This window comes from Embleya sp. NPDC020630 (assembly GCF_044334985.1).
In the GTDB taxonomy this organism is placed as follows: domain Bacteria; phylum Actinomycetota; class Actinomycetes; order Streptomycetales; family Streptomycetaceae; genus Embleya.
The window spans coordinates 678,287-697,117 of record NZ_JBIRUB010000003.1 but is presented as its reverse complement, the minus strand read 5'-3'; the positions used below and the strand labels follow the sequence as shown (position 1 = coordinate 697,117).

The following is an 18,831-nucleotide window of genomic DNA, read 5'->3' as shown; positions in this document are numbered from 1 at the left end:
TCATGGTCACCGGTGGCGCGGGCTACGTGGGCAGTGTGGTCGCCGCCCACCTGGTCGAGGCCGGGCACGACGTGGTGGTGCTCGACGACCTGTCCACGGGGCATCGCGACGCGGTGCCGGAGAAGGCGGAGTTCGTCCGGGGCCGGGTCCAGGACGCCGCCGGGCACCTCGACGCCTCCTTCGACGCGGTGCTGCACTTCGCCGCGTCGTCCCTGGTCGGCGAGTCGGTCACGCACCCGGGGAAGTACTGGCACAACAACGTCGGCGGCTCGCTCGCGCTGCTCGACGCGCTGCGCACGCACGGGGTCGACCGCTTCGTGTTCTCCTCCACCGCGGCGGTCTACGGCGCCCCGGAGGTGTCGCCGATCCCCGAGGACGCGCCGAGTGCGCCGACGAACCCCTACGGCGCCTCGAAGGCGGCGGTGGATCAGCTGATCGCGTCCTATTGCGCCGCCTACGGCCTGCGCGCGGTGAGCCTGCGCTACTTCAACGTGGCGGGCGCGTACGGGCGTTACGGGGAGCGGCACACGACCGAGACCCACCTGATCCCGCTGGCGCTCCAGGTACCGCACGGCACCCGCGGCTCGGTCGCGCTGTTCGGCACCGACTACCCCACGCCCGACGGGACGTGCGTGCGCGACTACATCCACGTCGCCGACCTGGCCGGCGCGCACCTGCTCGCGCTTGACGCCACCGCCGAGGGCGGCGCGGCGAGCGGACACCTGGTGTGCAACCTCGGGAACGGGACCGGCTTCTCGGTCCGCGACGTGGTGGACGCGGTACGGGTGGTCACCGGCTGCGCGGTGCCCACGCACGAGGCGCCGCGCCGGGCGGGCGATCCGCCGGTACTGGTCGCCTCGGCCGACCGGGCGCGCGAACTGCTCGGCTGGCGGCCCACGCGCACCTCCCTGGAGGACATCGTGGCGGACGCGTGGTCCTTCCTGCGCGAGGGTGAGGCCGGTCGGTGAGCGAGTTCGTCGCCGAGGGGGTCTGGGCGGCCCCGGGCCGGGTCAATGTGATCGGCGAACACACCGACTACAACAACGGGTTCGTGCTGCCGATCGCGATCCCGCACACCGCGCGCGCGTTTGTCGGCCGGCGTGCCGACGGCCGGCTGCGGCTCGCGTCCACGCACGCCGGGAGCGAATCGGTCGACCTCGCGGTCGCCGACCTGGCGCCCGGCGCGCTGTCCGGGTGGACGGCGTATCCGGCGGGCGTGGTGTGGGCGATGCGGGCGGCCGGGTACGACATCGGCGGCGCGGACATCCGGATCGACAGCGACGTGCCGGTGGGCGCGGGCCTGTCCTCGTCGGCGGCGCTGTCCTGCGCGGTCGCGCTCGCCTTCGACGACCTGTACGAACTCGGCTTGGACCGGGTCGAGTTGGCCCGGATCGCGCAGCGCGTGGAGACCGACTTCGTCGGCGTACCGGTCGGCATGCTGGACCAGATGGCCTCGCTCGGCTGCGTCGAGGGCCACGCGTACTTCCTGGACTGCCGCGACCTGACGGGCACTCACGTCCCGTTCGACTGCGCGGGCGCGGGCCTGCGCCTGCTCGTCGTCGACACCCGGGCCCGGCACGCGCTGGTGGACGGCGGGTACGCGGAACGCCGCGCCTCGTGCGAGGAGGCGGCGGCGCTGCTCGGCGTGCCGTCGCTGCGCGAGGTGACCGACCCGGACGCGGCCCTCGCCGCACTGCCCGACGGCCCGCTGCGCCGCCGGGTGCGCCACGTACTCACCGAGAACGAGCGCGTACTGCGTGTGGTCGATGCCCTGCGCAACGGCGATGTCCGGGCGATCGGCCCGGAGTTGACCGCGTCGCACGCGTCCATGCGCGACGACTACACGATCTCGTGCCCCGAGCTGGACACGGCGGTCGACACCGCGCTCGCCGAAGGCGCCCTCGGCGCCAGGCTGGTCGGCGGCGGCTTCGGCGGCTCGGCGATCGCCCTGGTCGACGAGACCCGCTGCGCCGAGGTGACAACGGCGATCGAGAAGGCCTTCGCGGCCCGCTCCTTCACGCCCCCACGCTTCTTCCAGGCAGTCCCCTCGGCGGGGGCCCGCCGAGAACGCTGAGCCACGGACACACGGCGCGGGCGGCTACCCGACTTCGATCGAGTAGCCGCCGGCCGCTCGTCGCGAGGGCGATCATGGGCTGGGCGACTCCCCCGGAGGACGCGCGGCCTTCGCCGACCGCCTCCTCCGCCGACGCGTCTTTGCCCTCCTCGGCGTGCCGACGCGGAGTGTGCGCCGCCTGCTCGGGACCCACCCGGCGCCAGGCCACCCGTACGCCGGGCGGTGACGGCCGATCGACGGTGTGGGAGAACCTGCGTGAGGCCGCGAATACTTTCGGCCACCCGAGGGCGTGCTCCGAGGACGCGAAGTGGCTCCTCGGCTGCCCACGCGAAACGCTGTCGTCCAGTCGGCGGCTGCCGTGCGTGGATGGGTGGTGACCGTCGGGTGCCGGCGGGTGGTTCGAGGGTGGGCCGGAATTGCAGTGTGGTCGTGCTCGACGTGCTGTGACCTGCGCGGACGCCGCCCGGGGGTGCGGGCGGCGGACGGCGGCGTGGCTGTGCCCCCGGCAGGACTCGAACCTGCGACCAAGTGCTTAGAAGGCACCTGCTCTGTCCACTGAGCTACGAGGGCTGGGCGAATCAGGATCTTGCACCGGATCCGGTCGCGGCACAACAGAATAGGGCCGTGTGCATGCCTCACCGGCGTTCCGGAGGCCACCGTTACCTGATCAGACGCAGTTGGCGGCCAGAATGTGATCAGGGAAGGGCCGAAACGGACAGCGGGAGGCGCAGTGGGTCCCATCAGGACTGTACTTGTCGGATACGGCGTGGGGGGTTCGGCCTTCCACGCGCCGGTTCTGGCGGCCGTCGAGGGGCTGGAACTCGCCGCCGTGGTGACCGGGAATCCGGCTCGGCAGGACGAGGTGCGGGCGCGGTATCCGCGGGCCGAGGTGATCGGGACGACCGACGAGATGTTCGCTCGCGCGGGTGACTTCGACCTCGTGGTGATCACCGTGCCGAACCGGTTCCATGTGCCGCTGGCCACCCGGGCGCTGGAGGCCGGGTTGCACGTGGTCGTCGACAAGCCGTTCGCGGGCACCTTCGCGGAGGGGCGGGCGCTGTGCGAGACGGCGGTGCGGTGCGAGCGGCGGCTCGGGGTGTACCAGAACCGGCGGTTCGACGGTGATTTCCGGACCGTGCGGCGCCTCGTCGAGGAGGGGCGGCTCGGCGAGGTGTACCGGTTCGAGTCGCGGTTCGAGCGGTGGCGGCCGCAGGTGCGCAGCTCGGGCTGGAAGGAGCAGGCCGACCCGGCGGCGCTCGGCGGGATCCTGTACGACCTCGGCACCCACCTGATCGACCAGGCGGTGTCGCTGTTCGGGCGGCCCACGCACGTGTACGCCGAGCTGGACACGCGGCGGGACGGGGCGCTCGTGGACGACGACAGCTTCGTGGCGCTCACCCACGAGGGCGGGGTGCGCTCGCACCTGTGGATGAGCGCGGCGGCGGCCGATCTCGGGCCGCGTTTTCGGGTGCTCGGGTCGAAGGCGTCGTATGTGAAGTTCGGGATGGATCCGCAGGAGGAGCTGCTGCGGGGCGGGAGTGCGGCGGTGGGTACGCCCGGGTGGGGGACCGAGCCGGAGAGTGCGTGGGGCAGGCTCGGTACGCCCGGCGACACCGTGCCGGTGGAGACCGAACCGGGGGCGTACCAGGACTACTACGCCATCTTCGCGGCGGCGGTGCGCGAGGAGAGCGGGCTGCCGGTGCCGCTGTCCGAGGCGCTGACCGTGATCGAGGTGATCGAGGCGGCGCAGCGGTCCTCCGCCGACGGGGCGACCGTGGTGTTGCCGGCCGGGTGAGCGGCGTGCCGCCGACTGGGTGGCCGGCCGGTGTGGTGCCGGCGGAGGACCGGCGTGATGCCGACCGCGTGGCCGGTGTGATGTCGACGGGCCGCCGGCGTGACGCCGGCGGACGGCCCGCGTGATGCCGACTGCGTGGGCGGCGTGACTCCCGGCGGATGGCCCGCGTGATGCCGACCGGGTGACCCCTGTGAGGTAGTGCCGGCCGCACGTTGAGAATGTGGACAATTCGGGCATTGGTCGCCCGTGGTGATCATGGGAAGCGACACCCTGTCCGCAGCCCTCGCCGACCTGCGCGATCGGGTCGAGGCGACGTGCTTCCCACTCGACCTGCCCGGCGCCGTGCAGGCGCGGCTGGCCCGTCGCGAGTTGATCGAACAGTTCGACGACTACGTGCTGCCGCGCCTCGCGGTGCCGCGTGCGCCGTTGCTCGCGGTGGTCGGCGGCTCCACCGGGGTGGGCCGGTCCACGCTGGTGAACGCGTTGGTCGGGCGGGCGCTCACGGCGGTCGGTTCGGTACGGCCGACCACGCGCGTGCCGGTCCTGGTCTGCCGATCCCGGGACCGGCACTGGTTCGCCGCGGACACCGCCATCGAACTGCGCCTGGACGAGCGGGTGCCGCCCGGGTTGGCGCTGCTCGACGTGCCCGACATCGACTCGGTATCCGCCGACAACCGCCGGGTCGCGGTGCGTCTGCTCGGCGCCGCCGACCTGTGGGTGTTCGTCACGTCCGCGGCGCGGTACGCGGACGCCGCGCCGTGGCATCTGCTCCGGCTCGCCCGGGATCGGAACACGCGGCTTGCGATCGTGCTGAACCGGGTGCCGGCGGAGCCGGCGGACCTGGTCCGGGCCGACTTCGTGCGGTTGTTGCGGCAGGCGGGGCTCGGCGATGTACCGCTGTACCCGGTCGTCGAGGTCAAGCCGGGGGCCGGGCTGCCCGAGCGCAATGTGGTGCCGATTCGTACCTGGCTCGCCGAGCGCGGTGCCGATCCGGACGCGCGGGCCGCGGTGGTGCGGCGCACGCTCGGCGGGCTGTTGCACAGCCTGGACCGGCGGGTGCCGCCGTTGGCGCAGGCGGTGGAGCGGCAGTACGAGGCGGCGGGGCGTACGCGCGACTGTGTGGATCGGGCCTATGCGGCGACGGCGCGGTGGGCGTTGCGGGCGCTGGACGACGGCTCGTTGTTGCGCGGGGCGGCGGGCGTTCGGTGGCATGAGGGGGACGCGGACGGGGCGGCGGGAGCGGTTCGGGAGGGCCTGGACGCGCTGCTGGCGGACGCGTTCGCGCGGGGAGCGGAGCGTTCCTCGGGGTGTGTGCCGTACGGCGCGCCGCCTCGGCTTCGGCCCGGCCCCGTGGTCTGGCCCGATGCGGGCGAACAGCTCGCGCTGATCGCGGCGGTGGGCGGTCCGGGGATGGAGCCGGGCATCGGGCGCGACGCGGCGGGGCTGCTCGGGACCCGGATCGGCGCCGAGTCGGCGGCGCGGTTGATCCTGGACGTCCGTCGGGGTCTGTGCGCCGAGCTCGCGGCGGAGCTGGACGCGGAACGGGGCCGGCGCGTGGCGGCGGTTGCGATGGTGCCGGGGCGGGCCGACGTCGGGTTGATCGAGGCGCTGGATCTGGTGCGGAGGAGCGCGTGAGGGGCGGCGCCGGGGCGCCGAGCGGGCCGCCGGTCGGGGCGGGTGGGCGCCGGGTCGGGCGCGCCGCCGGCGTGGTTCGGCGGGGCCGATGACAGCGCGCGGGGAGTACCTCGATCGGTTCGCCGTGCGCCGGGCCCGGCACGTGAGCGAGACGGAGGAATCGGCGCGACTGACGGCGCGGTCGGCCGCGTTGGATCGGGCCGTGCGGCTGGCCCGGGATCGGCTTCCCGGCGCCGAACTCGCCGCCGCCGAGGACCTGCTCGGGCATGTCGAGACGCGGCTCGCCACGGCCGGGCGGCACACCGTGGTGGCGCTCGCGGGGGCCACCGGTGGGGGGAAGTCGTCGTTGTTCAATGTGCTTACGGGGTTGCGCCTCGCGGATACCGGGGTGCGTCGGCCGACCACGCGGACCACGCTCGCGTGCGCGTGGGATCCCGACGGGGCGGCGCCGTTGCTCGATCTGCTCGGGATCGAGCCGGGGTGTCGGGTGGCGCGGCACGGGGTTTTGGACGCGTGGCATGGTGGTGGGGCGGAGCCCTCGCACGGCCGCCACGGCTCGCAGGGCGCTCGGCGCGGTGGCGGGATGCCCGCCGGGTTGATTCTGCTCGACCTGCCGGACCACGACTCGATCGACCTCGCGCACCGGGCGGAGGTGGACGCGTTGGTGGCGGTCGCGGATTACCTCGTGTGGGTGCTCGATCCGCAGAAGTACGCCGACGCGCTCGTGCACGACCGCTATCTCCGGGTGTTCCGGCACCACGCGCACTGCATGACGGTCGTGCTCAACCACGCGGACCGGCTGCCCGTCGGGGATCTCGCGGCGTGTCTGACCGATGTACGGGCGTTGCTCGCGGCCGACGGGCTCGCCGAGGTGCGGGTGTTGGCGACCTCGCCGCAGACCGGCCTCGGGATCGCCGAGCTGCGCCGGGTGGTGGCCGGGGTGTCCGGGAGCGGCGAGGCGTCGGTGGCGCGGCTGAGCGCGGATCTGGACGCGTTGGTCGAGCGGCTGGAGCCGTACTTCGCCGGTGTGGTGCCGGGCGTGGAGGTGTTCGCCGCGGCGGATCGGGACGCGCTGGTGGGCGAGTTGTGCGATGCGGCCGGGGTCGGCGTGGTGGCGGCGGCCGAGGGGGAGCGGGTACGGACCGCGCGGGCGTCGTGGTGGCGTCGGGCGCGGCGGCCGGTGGTGCGGGTCGAGCCGGTGCAGGTACATCGGGCCGAGCAGGCGATCCGGCGGGCCGGGGCGACGCTGAGTCGGGGGATGCCGGCGGTGTGGGTGGGCGGGGTGCATCGGGTGTTGGCCGAGGGGTTGCGGGTGTTGCCGGACGAGGTGGACGCGGCGCTGGTCGGGGCCGTGCCACAGGCGCCGCCGCCGACTCGGGGGGCGCGGGTGGCGGCGGGTGCGCGGTGGGTCGGGACGGTCGCGGTGATCGCCGGGCTGCTCGGGATCGGATTGGCGGCGACGGGGGTGCCGGTGGCGCGGTGGCTCGGGCTGCCGGTCGCGGCGTGGGTGGCGTTCGTGGGGCTGGTGGTCGGGGCCTCGGGGGCGTGGTGTGGGTGGCGGGCGGCGGTGGGTGCGGCGGGGCGGCGGGTGGTGGCGGTGGAGGCCGCGTTGCGGGCGCGGGTGGCCGATGTGGCGGATCGGGTGGTGGTGGGGCCGGGGGAGGCGGAGGTGGCGCGGTATCGGGAGGCGTGTGCGGAGTTCGTGGTTGCGCGGGAGGGGGTCGGGTGGGTGGGTGGTCACCCACGTGAGTGACGCGTCGTTGTCCACAGGCGCCGAGTTGTCCACACCTCGCCCCGGTCCCCGGCCTCCCCACCGCCGCATGCCGCATCGTCGAGTGCGGACGGCGATGTCGCGGTGCACGCCGGTGACACAGGGAGGCAAGCGTGGACACGTACGTGACGGTGGTCGGCAATGCCGCGAGCGAGGTCCGGGTCCAGATGACCCAGGCCGGTGTGCCGCTCGCGCGGTTTCGGATGGCGGTGTCGCCGCGGCGCTTCGACCGGGACAGCGGCCAGTGGGTGTCGGGGGACGCGTCCTTCTACACGATCGCGTGCTTTCGGGCGCTGGCCGAGAACGTGACGAGTTCGATCGACAAGGGCGACCCGCTCGTGGTCACCGGGCGGCTGCGGGTGCGCGAGTGGGAGCGGGAGGGACGGTGGTTGACGGTCACCGAGATCGACGCCTCCTCGGTGGGACACGACCTCGCCCGAGGGGTCGCCGAGTTCCGCCGGGTGGCCCGACCGGCGCGACTGGCGCTCGTGGCGGACGACGTCGCCGCCGGAGCGACGGTCGACCAGGGCGTCCTCGCGATCGGGACGGGGAGCAGTCCCGAACGCGAAGAGGAGGCGGCATGAATTGATGCACGGCATGGCCGCATGTTCGGGAAAGCCATTCATTGGCGATAGCCGAGATAATTCCGGTCGGTTTTCGGGACGAATCTGAAACAGAATTGTGACGACCGCGCCGTCGGTACGATGCGTGTCGAAACGGGCCAATCCCCGTAATCAAGGCAACCGACACGGCGGTGAGGTCGGAAAGCGTCGGAACGTGGGGGTGAATGCGCCCGAGGCAAGGTATTGATCACCAAAAGACCGTTTCGCACGGTTGTGCACCTTGAAAAATCAATAGTGAGCCAGATCGCCCTGATCACCGGCTATGCGGCTTGCCGACCGCAATGGGCCGCTATTCCCGTCGAGGACTTGTCGACTCGGCGATATTCGAATTACCTTCCTCGAGTCGGATCTTCTCCCGAGGTAAAGAACGTGAAACAAATTGCTACCCCGGGTCGCGGGGGGTGGCCCGCCGGCTCATACCATTCAACAGTTCTTTACTCGCGCCGTGCTCGGGGGAACGATGCGCCGCGCGAGATTCGGCATACATTTTTCGAGGGGACCACCACATGTTCCGTACACCGGGACGGACGGCCACCCGCCTGTCGGCCATGGTCGTGGCGACGGGCCTGGCGGCGGCCGGCGTGATCGGTTTCGCGGGTGCGGCCAACGCGGAGGGCGCCAAGGGCGTCTATCAGGGCGGCGATGTCGGTGCGGACATCTTCCTGAAGGGCAAGGATGGCGCCCAGCGAGCGTCGATCCTGAAGCTCCAGGTGGACGGAAAGATCCTCCGCACCTACTGCATCGACTTCCACACCAAGGTGTACGACGGCGCGAAGTACGACGAGTCGAACTGGAAGGAGACGTCCTTCGGGACCAAGGCCGACAAGGCCAAGGTCAAGTGGGTCCTGCTCAACTCCTTCCCGACCGTCGACCTGGCCAACGTTCGTACGACGATCAAGAGCCCGGAGCTGACCGAGGGTGAGGCCGCGGCTGCCACGCAGGCCGCCATCTGGCACTTCACCGACGGCCAGAACCTGGACGAGGGCAACAAGAAGAACGACGCCGACGTCGTCAAGCTGTACAAGTACCTGGTCGGCGACGCCAACAAGGGCGACGTCACCGAACCGCCCGTCTCGCTCTCGCTCAACCCGGGCGAGAAGACCGGCAAGATCACCGACAAGCCCGGCATCGGCCCGTTCGAGGTCAAGACCAACGCCGAGGGCAAGTCGATCAACGCGAAGCTCACCGCGGGCGACAGCGACGGCAAGCCCGTACTGGTGGACGCCGACGGCAAGCCGGTCACCAAGGTCGGCAACGGCGACAAGCTCTACGTGAACCCCGCGGGCGCCACCAAGGAAGGCAGCCAGACCTTCGAGGTCTCCGGCGAGTCGACCGTGCAGGCCGGTCGGGTCTTCCAGGGCGTCAACACCAACGGGACGACCAGCCAGCTGCTGATCGTCGCGGACAAGCAGAAGGTGCAGGCCTCGGACCACGCGGTCGCCAAGTGGGGCAAGCCCGGCAAGGGCCCGCTCCCGGAGATCAACGCCACCAAGGACTGCGTGGCGGGCGGCGTGAAGGTCACCGTGAAGAACAACGGTGACGAGTCGTACAAGTTCAAGCTCGACGGCAAGGAAACCACCGTCGAGGCGGGCAAGTCGTACGACCAGGTCGTGAAGGTCCAGGAGGACCAGGCGTACAAGATCACGATCGTGGGCCCCGACGGCAAGACCGCCAAGGAGTTCACCGGCACCCTCGACTGCGAGACCGCCGGCACCACGGGCGGCGGCACCACCGGTGGCACCACCGGCGGAACCCCGGCCCCGGTGAACCCGAAGGGCCCGGACCTCGCCGAGACCGGTAGCGACGGCAGCAACACCCCCGCGATCCTGGGCGGCGCCGGTGCGCTCGTCCTCGCGGGTGGCGGCCTCGTCTTCTTCATGCGTCGCCGCAAGGGCTCGACCGGCGCCACCGCCTGACAGTAGAACCGCCACACAAAGCACCAGTTCCAAGGACCGGGCCCCGCCGCACCCAACCGCGCCGGGGCCCGCTCCCTTGCCACAACCCAACCGCCGGCCCGCATACAAGCCCAGCCCAGGCCGCCAGGGCCGGCCGCAGCGGGGCGGGGCCGAGAGTCGGCCCGGCCGGGATCGGGCGCGGAATTCGGTCGGCCCTGAGCGCCGAGTCGGTCGCGGCCGAGTGGGGTCGGGTCGAGCCGACCGACGAGCCGATCGTTGTCGGGCGGGGGCGAGCCGAGGCCGAGAGTCGGGCGGGTGGGGGTCGGGTTCGGAGGTGCCGAGCCCAGTCTTGATCCGACGCCCGACGAGGTCGAACCGTGCGCTCGGCCGAGTGGAAGCCGACAGCGACCCAAGCACCGCCGCACCGAGCCGCTACAAGCCCGGTTGATCCACCGCACATGCCGGCACCCGAACCAAGCAATTCCGGCCCGTCCGGCGCTTGAGGACGAGCGGGCCGCGGGCCGGCAAGCCTGCGCCTCGGGCACGGATGGGCTTGAGGACGAGCGGGCCGCAGGCCGGCCGGCCCTCGTGGGGCCGAGTTCGCCCGGCAAGCCTGCGCCGGGGGTGTCTCGGTCCCGTGCCCGCCGGGCATGGGTGTGGGGCGCTTGGCTCGGGGTTCGTATCCCGCGCCCACCGGGCACCCATGCACGGGCACTGTCCGCCAGACCATAGGCTTGGACGCATGGCTGAGTACATCTACACCATGCGCAAGGCGCGTAAAGCGCACGGCGACAAGGTGATCCTCGACGACGTGACGCTCAGCTTCCTGCCGGGAGCCAAGATCGGCGTCGTCGGCCCGAACGGCGCGGGTAAGTCGACCGTTCTGAAGATCATGGCCGGGCTGGAACAGCCCTCCAACGGCGACGCGTTTCTGTCCCCCGGCTACACCGTCGGAATCCTGCTCCAAGAGCCTCCGCTCGACGAGACCAAGACCGTTCTGGAGAACGTCCAGGACGGCGTCAAGGAGATCAAGGGCAAGCTGGACCGGTTCAACGCCATCGCCGAGGAGATGGCCACGAACTACACCGACGAGCTGATGGCGGAGATGGGCGAGCTGCAGGACCAGCTCGACCACGCGAACGCCTGGGAACTCGACTCGCAGCTCGAACAGGCCATGGACGCGCTGGGCTGCCCGCCCGGCGACTGGCCGATCGTGAACCTCTCCGGTGGCGAGAAGCGCCGCGTGGCGCTGTGCAAGCTGCTCCTCGAAGCCCCCGACCTGCTGCTCCTCGACGAGCCGACCAACCACCTCGACGCGGAGAGCGTCCAGTGGCTGGAACAGCACCTGGAGAAGTACGCGGGCACCGTCGTCGCGGTCACCCACGACCGGTACTTCCTGAACAACGTCGCCCAGTGGATCTGCGAGGTCGACCGCGGTCGCCTGCACCCCTACGAGGGCAACTACTCCACCTACCTGGACACCAAGGCCACCCGCCTGAAGGTCGAAGGGCAGAAGGACGCCAAGCGGCAGAAGCGGCTCAAGGACGAACTCGAGTGGGTCCGCTCCAACGCGAAGGGCCGGCAGGCCAAGAGCAAGGCGCGACTGGCCCGCTACGAGGAGATGGCCGCCGAGGCGGACAAGATGCGGAAGCTGGACTTCGAGGAGATCCAGATCCCGCCGGGTCCGCGCCTGGGCAGCGTCGTGATCGAGGTCGAGCACCTCAGCAAGGCGTTCGACGACAAGCTGCTGATGGACGACCTGTCCTTCACGCTGCCGCGCAACGGCATCGTCGGCATCATCGGTCCGAACGGCGCGGGCAAGACCACGCTGTTCAAGATGCTGATCGACGCCGAGACGCCCGACACCGGCAACATCAAGGTCGGCGAGACCGTCAAGGTCTCCTACGTCGACCAGTCGCGCGGCGGCCTGGACCCGAAGAAGAACCTGTGGGAGGTCGTCTCCGACGGCCTGGATTACATCAAGGTCGGCAACGTCGAGGTCCCGTCCCGGGCCTACGTCAGCGCCTTCGGCTTCAAGGGCCCGGACCAGCAGAAGCCCACCGGGGTGCTCTCCGGCGGTGAGCGCAACCGGCTCAACCTGGCGCTGACGCTCAAGCAGGGCGGCAACCTGCTGCTGCTCGACGAACCGACCAACGACCTCGACGTCGAGACCCTGTCCAGCCTGGAGAACGCGCTCCTGGAGTTCCCGGGCTGCGCCGTGGTCGTCTCGCACGACCGCTGGTTCCTGGACCGGGTCGCCACGCACATCCTCGCCTACGAGGGTGACTCGAAGTGGTTCTGGTTCGAGGGCAACTTCGAGTCGTACGAGAAGAACAAGGTCGAGCGCCTGGGCGCCGACGCGGCCCGGCCGCATCGCGCGACCTACAAGAAGCTCAAGCGCAACTGATCCACCCGATCGGTTCGGCGCGGCCGACGGCCTGTCGCATGTCCCCATGCGGCAGGCCGTCGGCGACACCGGGCCGGGCCGGTCGGTCGGCAATCACAGAGAAGAGGCTGGACACGTGGCCAGGCACATCTATCACGCGGCGGTTCGGTGGTCCGACATGGACGCCTACCGGCACGTCAACAATGTGCAATACCTCCGCTATCTGGAGGAGGCGCGCGTGGACATGATGTTCACCCTCGGGCAGCGCGAGGGAGCCAAGACGCTCTCCGAGGGCGTGGTGATCGCCCGCCACGAGATCGACTACAAGCGCCCGCTGGTGTGGCGCGCCGAACCGGTGCGGGTGGAGACCTGGGTGACCCGGATCGGGGCCGCCCGGTTCACCCTGGCCTACGAGATCAGGGACGACGAGCAGGTGTACGCCACGGCGCTGTCCGTGCTCGTGCCCTATTCGCTGGTCGAACAGCGTCCCCGGCGGCTGACCGAGGAGGAGCGGGCCTACCTGGACCGCTTCCTCGAACCGCAGGGCGAGTCGGCGGGGCGGTCGGCCCGCGCATGACCGTGCTGCGACTCGCCGACCCGGCCGCCGCCGCGGACCTGGGCGGCTACCTGAGCCGACTGCTGCGCTACGACCGCGGCGCGGCGGTGCGGATACGGGCCGAGGGGATGGTGCTCGGTACGTTCGGGCATCCGCCGTTCGGTGCCTCCTCCTCGGGCGTGATCACGTTGCGGGCGAGCGAGTTGGCCGAACCCGCGATGGTGGACGCGACCGTGTCCGCCGGACAACTCCTCGACGCGATCGCCGACGACGCGAGCGTGCCGCTCCCGCCGTCGGTGACCGGTCCGGGGTGGGCCGGCCTGCTGCCCCCGCGCACCGGGTGGGAACACGTCGCCGACCTCGCGGTGCCCGACCTGACCCGCGAAGTGGCCGCCGGTGTCGCCGAGTTCCGGGCCAGGACCGAGCCGGGCATGCCGCGTGCCGAGTTCGAGCGGGTCGCGGCCGGGATCTGGACCCGACCGATGGCCGGCCGACTGCCGCTGCGGGCCGCGCATGCCGCGCAGTCCTTCGGCTTCCTGGGCCCGCCGGACGCCGATGCCTGGGCCGAGGTGTTGCGCACCGGCGCCTGGCTGCGCTTGGAGGCCCGCTACGGGTCGGTATCAGTCCGGCGCGAGGACGCCCCGGGCCTGCTGTTCGCCCGCTGACCGCCCCGAAAAACGCCGCCCGCGTCGAGCCGCCGAGGTCGGCTCGTCGGGGGCGAGGTGGTGGTCAGGGGATGGTCGACCACCACGCCGCGGTGTTCGGCGGGAGGGTCAGGTCGCCGGTCTCGGTGTGCTCCACCGGTCCCGAGGCCGGCAGCAGCGGGCCGGCCCCGGGGACGCGGGCCGGGGCCTCGCCCATGTTCACCGCGCAGCCGAAGCCCGGGGCACGGGTGAAGGCCAGTATGTCCGGCGGGAGTTCGTCCCCGGCCCAGGTCAGGCCGCGGCCGGCCGCGCGGGCGCCGAGGGCCGGATGGTCCGGCGGATGCGCAGCGCGGTGCGGCACAGCGCGAGGGTGGAGTCCGGGTCGTGCCGCTGGGCCGCGACCGTCAGCTCCGCCCAGGACGCGGGCTGGGGCAACCAGGCGGCGGCCTCCCCCGAGGTGAAGTCGAACGGCGCCGCCTCGCCCGCCCACGGGAGCGGCACGCGTCCCGGCCGGGCACCCGACCCTCCGAGTGCGCGAACACCGGGTCCCGGCGCAGTTCGTCGGGCAGGTCCTCGACCTCGGGCAGGCCCAACTCGTCGCCCTGGTACAGGTAGGCCGCGCCGGGCAGGGCGAGTTCGAGCAGCAGCGCCGCCCGGGCCCGGGCGAGGCCGAGGGCTCCGCCGCCGAACCGGGTCACCGGGCGCACCACGTCGTGCTTGGCCGGCACCCACGCCGGCGCCGCGTCCACCGCGGCGGTGGCGGCCAGGGCGTCGTCGATCGCCGCGCGCAGCCGGACCGGATCCCAACCGGCGAGCAGGAAGGGGAAGTCGAACGCCTGGTGCAGCTCGTCGGGACGCAGGTAGGCGGTCGACCGCTCGGCCCGGTCCAGCCACACCTCGGCCACCGCGATCCGCCCGCGCCGCCCGCCGCCGGTGTCCACGTCGGCGTACGAGTCGAGCAGCCGACGCCACGTGCGGTAGATGTCGTGCACCTCGGGCTGGTCCCAGTACGGCAGCCGGTGCCGCAGCCGACCCTCCCACCCCTGCGGCACGCCCGGCGGCACGTCCGGCAGGCCGAGCGCCTTGACCAGACCGTGCGCGACATCGATCCGGAAGCCGTCCACGCCGCGGTCCAGCCAAAAGCGCAGGATCGACAGATACTCGCAACGCACCTCGAGGTTGCGCCCGTTCAGGTCGGGCTGCGCCGGTGAGTACAGGTGCAGGTACCACTGGCCGGGACGGCCGTCGGCCTCGGTGATCCGGGTCCACGCGGGGCCGCCGAACTGGGATCGCCAGTTGTTCGGCGGCTCGTCCCTGCCCGTGCCCCGGCCGTCGCGGAAGAGGTAGCGGGAGCGTTCGACCGAGCCCGGGGGCGAGGCGAGCGCGGCGGCGAACCACGCGCTGTCCCGCGAGGTGTGGTTCGGGACCACGTCCACCAGGACCGCCAGGCCGAGTTCGTGTGCCCGCGCGAACACCCGGTCCGCGTCGGCGAGGGTGCCGAACAGGGGGTCCACGTCGCGCGGGTCGGCGACGTCGTAGCCGGCGTCGACCATCGGCGAGCGATAGAAGGGGCTCAGCCGGATCGCGTCGACGCCCAGGTCGCGGAGGTACGGCAGGCGCGCGAAGAGCCCGGGCAGATCGCCGACCCCGTCCCCGTCGCCGTCCGCGAAGCTGCGCGGATAGACCTGGTAGAAGACCGCGTCGTGCCACCACCCGCGTACCATCGGCCGCCTCCGTCGGATCGCTCCCGGTGTGGCTGTCGCCCCGTCCCGCCCGCCGTCGGTCGCCGCGTCAGTCGAGCCGGTTGACCATCGACTGCGCGGCGTAGACCAGGTATTCCCAGAGGGTGTTCTCCTGCTCGGCCGGCAGCGCGATCTCGTCGACCGCCGCCCGCATGTGCCGCAACCACGCGTCGCGCGCCTCCTCGGTCACGGCGAACGGCGCGTGCCGCATCCGCAGCCGCGGGTGGCCGCGTTGTTCGCTGTAGGTGCGCGGGCCGCCCCAGTATTGGACGAGGAACATCCGCAGCCGGTCCTCGGCTCCGTCCAGGTCCTCCTCCGGATACATCGGACGCAGCAGGGGGTCCTCGCGCACACCCTGATAGAAGCGGTGCACGAGTTTGGCGAACGTCTCCTCGCCGCCCACGGCTTCGTAGAGACTCGGTTCCGGCGCCGGCATCTGGGTCACCGTTCCATCCTCTCAGATGGGCCCGCGACCCGGGGGCCCCCGGTATCAGCGTTCCGCGGCGCGGGCGATGCCCCGGCGCATGCCGCCGAAGACGATGCCGTGGAAGGGGAACACGGCCCACCAGTACGCGTGCCCGAACAGTCCCCGGGGATGGAACAGCGCACGCTGGCGGTAGTGCGTGGTGCCGTCGCGGTCGGTGACGCTGAACTCCAGCCAGGCCAGGCCCGGCAGGCGCATCTCGGCGCGCAGGCGGAGCAGCCGGCCGGGCACCACCTCCTCCACCCGCCAGAAGTCGAGCGAGTCGCCGACCCGGAGCCGGTGCGGATCACGGCGTCCCCGGCGCAGTCCGACCCCGCCCACGATCCGGTCCAGGGCGCCGCGCACCGACCAGGCGAGCGGCCACGAGTACCAGCCGTTGCCGCCGCCGATGCCCTCGATCACCCGCCACACCGCCGCCGGGGACGCGGCCGGCTCCGCCTCGCGGACATCCTCGTACAGCGTGCCGCCCGACCAGTCCGGGTCGGTGGGCAGCGGATCGCTGGGCGCCCCGGCGGTGGCCGCCGAGGACCAGCGGGTGGCCACGTCGGCGTCGCGAATCCGGGTCAGCGCCAGTTCGAGGGCCCGGTCGAAGCCGATCAGGCCCTCCGGCGGGTCGGGGACGTAGCGGGCGATGTCGTGCTCGTGGCAGACCACCTCGCTGCGCAGCGACTCCACCAGCGGTCGGGCCAGGGCACCGGGTACCGGGGTGATCAGGCCCACCCAATGGCTGGACAACCAGGGCGAGAGCATCGGCACCGGCAACACCCGGCGGCGGCGCAGTCCGGCCACGGCCGCGTAGCGCTGCATCATCTGCTCGTAGGTGAGCACGTCCGGGCCACCGATGTCGAAGGCGCGGTTCACGTCCGGGGGCAGCGTGGCGCAGCCGACCAGGTAGCGCAGTACGTCGCGAACGGCGATCGGCTGGATCCGGGAGGTGACCCAGCGCGGGGTGACCATCACCGGCAGCCGCTCGGTCAGGTAGCGCAACATCTCGAAGGACGCCGAGCCCGAGCCGATGATCACCGCCGCGCGCAGCACGGCGGTGGGCACCGCGCCGGCGAGCAGGATCTCGCCCACCTCGGCGCGCGAACGCAGGTGCGGGGAGGAGTCGCGGGCCGAGGAACCGGCGGCCGGGCCCAGGCCGCCGAGGTAGACGAGCCGGCCCACGCCCGCGTCCTCGGCCGCCTCGGCGAACACGCGCGCGGTCTCGCGGTCGGTGTCGGCGAAGCGCGGTCCGCTGCCGAGCGCGTGGATCAGGTAGTAGGCCACGTCGACGCCGTCGAGGGCGTGGCGTACCGCGGCCGGATCGAGCGCGTCGGCGCGCACGATCTCCACTTGGTCCGCCCACGGGTGGTCGCGCAGCTTGGCCGGGGTCCGGGCCATGCAGCGCACCCGATGGCCGGCGGCGAGCAGCTCGGTCACCAGCCGGCCGCCCAGATAGCCGGTGGATCCGGTGACCAGGCACAGGGGAGCGTTCACCCACCCAGTCTCGGCGACGCGGCATCCACAACAACGGAGACGCGCCACGAGTAGCCCGAATGGTCCCGCGCCCCGCACCCCGCGAGCCGCGAGCCGCGAGCCGCAGACGGCCGGCCCGCCCCCACCTCCGCCGGCGCGGGCGGCAAGCGCTCCGGCGACGCCCGGCATGAGAACGCGCGGCCCCGATCCGAGGCAACCCAGGACCAAGCGGCGTCGCCGGCACGGGCGGCGGGGGTCCGCCCAGCACACGGGTGGGGTCGGCCACGCGGAGTCGGGATCAGGACGCCCCAGGCGCCTGCGGCGTCGGCGGCACGGGCGGCCGGGTTCACCCACACCGGGGGCCAGGGCACGCCGCGCCGGGATCAGGGCCCCCGGGGCCTGCGGCGTCGCCGGCACGGGTGGCGGTCCCACCCACAACCTGGGCGGGCCCCGGGCAGCGGGGCCAGGTCAGGGCCCGGGGGCCTGCGGCGTCGCCGGCACGGGGGCGGGTTCACCCGCGACACGGGCGGGCCCCGGGCAGGCGGGGGCCGGGATCGGGGGCGCCCCGGGCCAAGCGGCATCGGCGGCAAGGGCGGCCGGGTTCACCCGCGACCCGGGTGGGTGGGGGACCCCTCCCGGCGGGGTCGGGATCAGGGTGCCCCCGGGGCCTGCGGGGTGGGGGGTGTAGGCGGCGGGTTGACCGGGACCGGGGCCGGTTCGGCCTGGGGGGTCGGGGCGCCCGGGTCCTCGGTGGGGGGTGTGGCGCTGGCGATCGGTTCGCTGATGCGGATGCCCGCGTCGTCGAACGCGCGCTTGACCCGACCCCGCAACTCGCGCGCGACCGGCAGTTCCTGGCCCGGCATGGTCTTGACCTGCACCTGGAGCACCACCGCGTCGGCCGTCACCGCCTCCATCCCGACCACCGTCGCCGAGCCCCAGACCCGCTCGTTCCACGGCTCCACGTCGGCCAGTGCCTCGGCGGTGGAGGTGATCACCGCACGGACCTTGTCCACGTCCTCGTGGTAGCCGACCTGCACGTCCACCTTGGCGGTGCCCCAGCCCTGGCTCTTGTTGCCGATCCGCTTGATCTCGCCGTTGCGGATGTACCAGACGGTGCCGTCCACGTCGCGCAGCTTGGTGATCCGCAGGCCCACCTCGACCACGGTGCCGGTGGCCGGACCGGCGTCGACCAGGTCGCCCACGCCGTACTGGTCCTCCAGGATCATGAACATCCCGGACAGGAAGTCGGTCACCAGGTTGCGCGCGCCGAAGCCGAGCGCGATGCCGGCGATGCCCGCGCTGGCGAGGAGCGGCGCGAGGTTGACCTTGAACTCGCCGAGCACCATCAGCCCGGCGATGCCCAGGATCACGAACGACGCGGTGCTGCGCAGCACCGAGCCCACCGTCTCGGCGCGCTGGCGGCGGCGCTCGGCGTTGAGCAGGAAGCCGGTGACCGGCCGCCCGCTGCTGTCCGTGCCGCTGTTGGCCATCCGGCCGACCAGCTGGGTGATCAGCTTTCGGGTCACCGCCCGCAGGATCAGCGCGACCAGGATGATCACGAGGATCCGGATCGGCGTCACCACGAGGGACTCGCCGTGCCGATCGAACCACGACGACACCTTGCCGTTGCCTGCGGCGGCGTCGAGGGACAACTGGACTCCGGGGACGAGCGCGGACACGTACGAGACCTTTCGGACGACGAGCGGGGGACGATCTCCCCGCGACCGGGGACCCGCGTCCCACAGTAGTCACGAGGCCGAGGGCACTC

13 protein-coding genes, 1 tRNA gene and 1 pseudogene are annotated in these 18,831 nt (G+C 72.4%); 10 read left to right on the top strand and 5 right to left on the bottom strand.

Annotated features, from left to right (window positions below; all coding sequences use genetic code 11):
* Positions 1–2: 2 nt before the first annotated feature.
* Positions 3–968, top strand: coding sequence for a UDP-glucose 4-epimerase GalE (galE, locus tag ACH4XV_RS14465; protein WP_395789998.1), 966 nt, complete (start codon positions 3–5; stop codon positions 966–968).
* Positions 965–2,074, top strand: coding sequence for a galactokinase (gene galK / locus ACH4XV_RS14460; RefSeq protein WP_395789581.1), 1,110 nt, complete (start codon positions 965–967; stop codon positions 2,072–2,074). The genes galE and galK overlap by 4 nt, the downstream gene beginning before the upstream one ends.
* Positions 2,075–2,571: 497 nt before the next feature.
* Here galK and ACH4XV_RS14455 read toward each other — a convergent pair.
* Positions 2,572–2,644: transfer RNA gene (locus tag ACH4XV_RS14455), tRNA-Arg, on the bottom strand.
* A 160-nt stretch (positions 2,645–2,804) separates the two neighbouring features.
* Between ACH4XV_RS14455 and ACH4XV_RS14450 the strand changes: the two genes are divergently transcribed.
* The 8 genes from ACH4XV_RS14450 to ACH4XV_RS14415 all read left to right on the top strand — a co-directional run bounded on the left by ACH4XV_RS14450 (position 2,805) and on the right by ACH4XV_RS14415 (position 13,400).
* Positions 2,805–3,869, top strand: coding sequence for a Gfo/Idh/MocA family oxidoreductase (locus tag ACH4XV_RS14450; RefSeq protein ID WP_395789579.1), 1,065 nt, complete (start codon positions 2,805–2,807; stop codon positions 3,867–3,869).
* A gap of 255 nt (positions 3,870–4,124) precedes the next feature.
* Positions 4,125–5,504: a GTPase gene (locus ACH4XV_RS14445; RefSeq protein WP_395789577.1), complete on the top strand. Its 1,380-nt coding sequence runs from the start codon at positions 4,125–4,127 to the stop codon at positions 5,502–5,504.
* An 88-nt stretch (positions 5,505–5,592) separates the two neighbouring features.
* Positions 5,593–7,257, top strand: coding sequence for a GTPase (locus tag ACH4XV_RS14440; protein WP_395789575.1), 1,665 nt, complete (start codon positions 5,593–5,595; stop codon positions 7,255–7,257).
* 131 nt (positions 7,258–7,388) lie between these two features.
* Positions 7,389–7,859: a single-stranded DNA-binding protein gene (gene ssb / locus ACH4XV_RS14435; RefSeq protein ID WP_395789573.1), complete on the top strand. Its 471-nt coding sequence runs from the start codon at positions 7,389–7,391 to the stop codon at positions 7,857–7,859.
* A 545-nt stretch (positions 7,860–8,404) separates the two neighbouring features.
* Complete coding sequence (locus tag ACH4XV_RS14430; protein WP_395789571.1) at positions 8,405–9,814, top strand: Cys-Gln thioester bond-forming surface protein; 1,410 nt, start codon at positions 8,405–8,407, stop codon at positions 9,812–9,814.
* Positions 9,815–10,535: 721 nt separating this feature from the next.
* Entirely contained in the window at positions 10,536–12,200 is a 1,665-nt protein-coding gene (ettA, locus tag ACH4XV_RS14425) for an energy-dependent translational throttle protein EttA (RefSeq protein WP_126642605.1), read from the top strand.
* 115 nt (positions 12,201–12,315) lie between these two features.
* Positions 12,316–12,756 carry an acyl-CoA thioesterase gene (locus ACH4XV_RS14420; protein WP_395789569.1) on the top strand — a complete coding sequence of 147 codons (441 nt, stop codon included), beginning with the start codon at positions 12,316–12,318 and terminating at the stop codon, positions 12,754–12,756.
* Positions 12,753–13,400 (top strand): hypothetical protein, encoded by a 648-nt coding sequence (locus ACH4XV_RS14415; RefSeq protein WP_395789567.1) that lies wholly within the window; start codon positions 12,753–12,755, stop codon positions 13,398–13,400. The genes ACH4XV_RS14420 and ACH4XV_RS14415 overlap by 4 nt, the downstream gene beginning before the upstream one ends.
* A 64-nt stretch (positions 13,401–13,464) precedes the next feature.
* Here the strand turns inward: ACH4XV_RS14415 and ACH4XV_RS14410 are convergent.
* The 4 genes and pseudogenes from ACH4XV_RS14410 to ACH4XV_RS14395 form a co-directional block, all read right to left on the bottom strand.
* Positions 13,465–15,103: pseudogene (locus tag ACH4XV_RS14410) on the bottom strand (alpha-amylase family glycosyl hydrolase).
* 67 nt (positions 15,104–15,170) lie between these two features.
* Positions 15,171–15,557 carry a globin gene (locus tag ACH4XV_RS14405; protein WP_078979477.1) on the bottom strand — a complete coding sequence of 129 codons (387 nt, stop codon included), beginning with the start codon at positions 15,555–15,557 and terminating at the stop codon, positions 15,171–15,173.
* A 54-nt stretch (positions 15,558–15,611) separates the two neighbouring features.
* Positions 15,612–17,084 carry an SDR family oxidoreductase gene (locus ACH4XV_RS14400; RefSeq protein WP_395789565.1) on the bottom strand — a complete coding sequence of 491 codons (1,473 nt, stop codon included), beginning with the start codon at positions 17,082–17,084 and terminating at the stop codon, positions 15,612–15,614.
* A 629-nt stretch (positions 17,085–17,713) separates the two neighbouring features.
* The gene (locus ACH4XV_RS14395; RefSeq protein WP_395789563.1) at positions 17,714–18,742 is read right to left on the bottom strand and encodes a mechanosensitive ion channel family protein; all 1,029 of its coding nucleotides are present in this window, start codon (positions 18,740–18,742) and stop codon (positions 17,714–17,716) included.
* Positions 18,743–18,831: the final 89 nt, after the last annotated feature.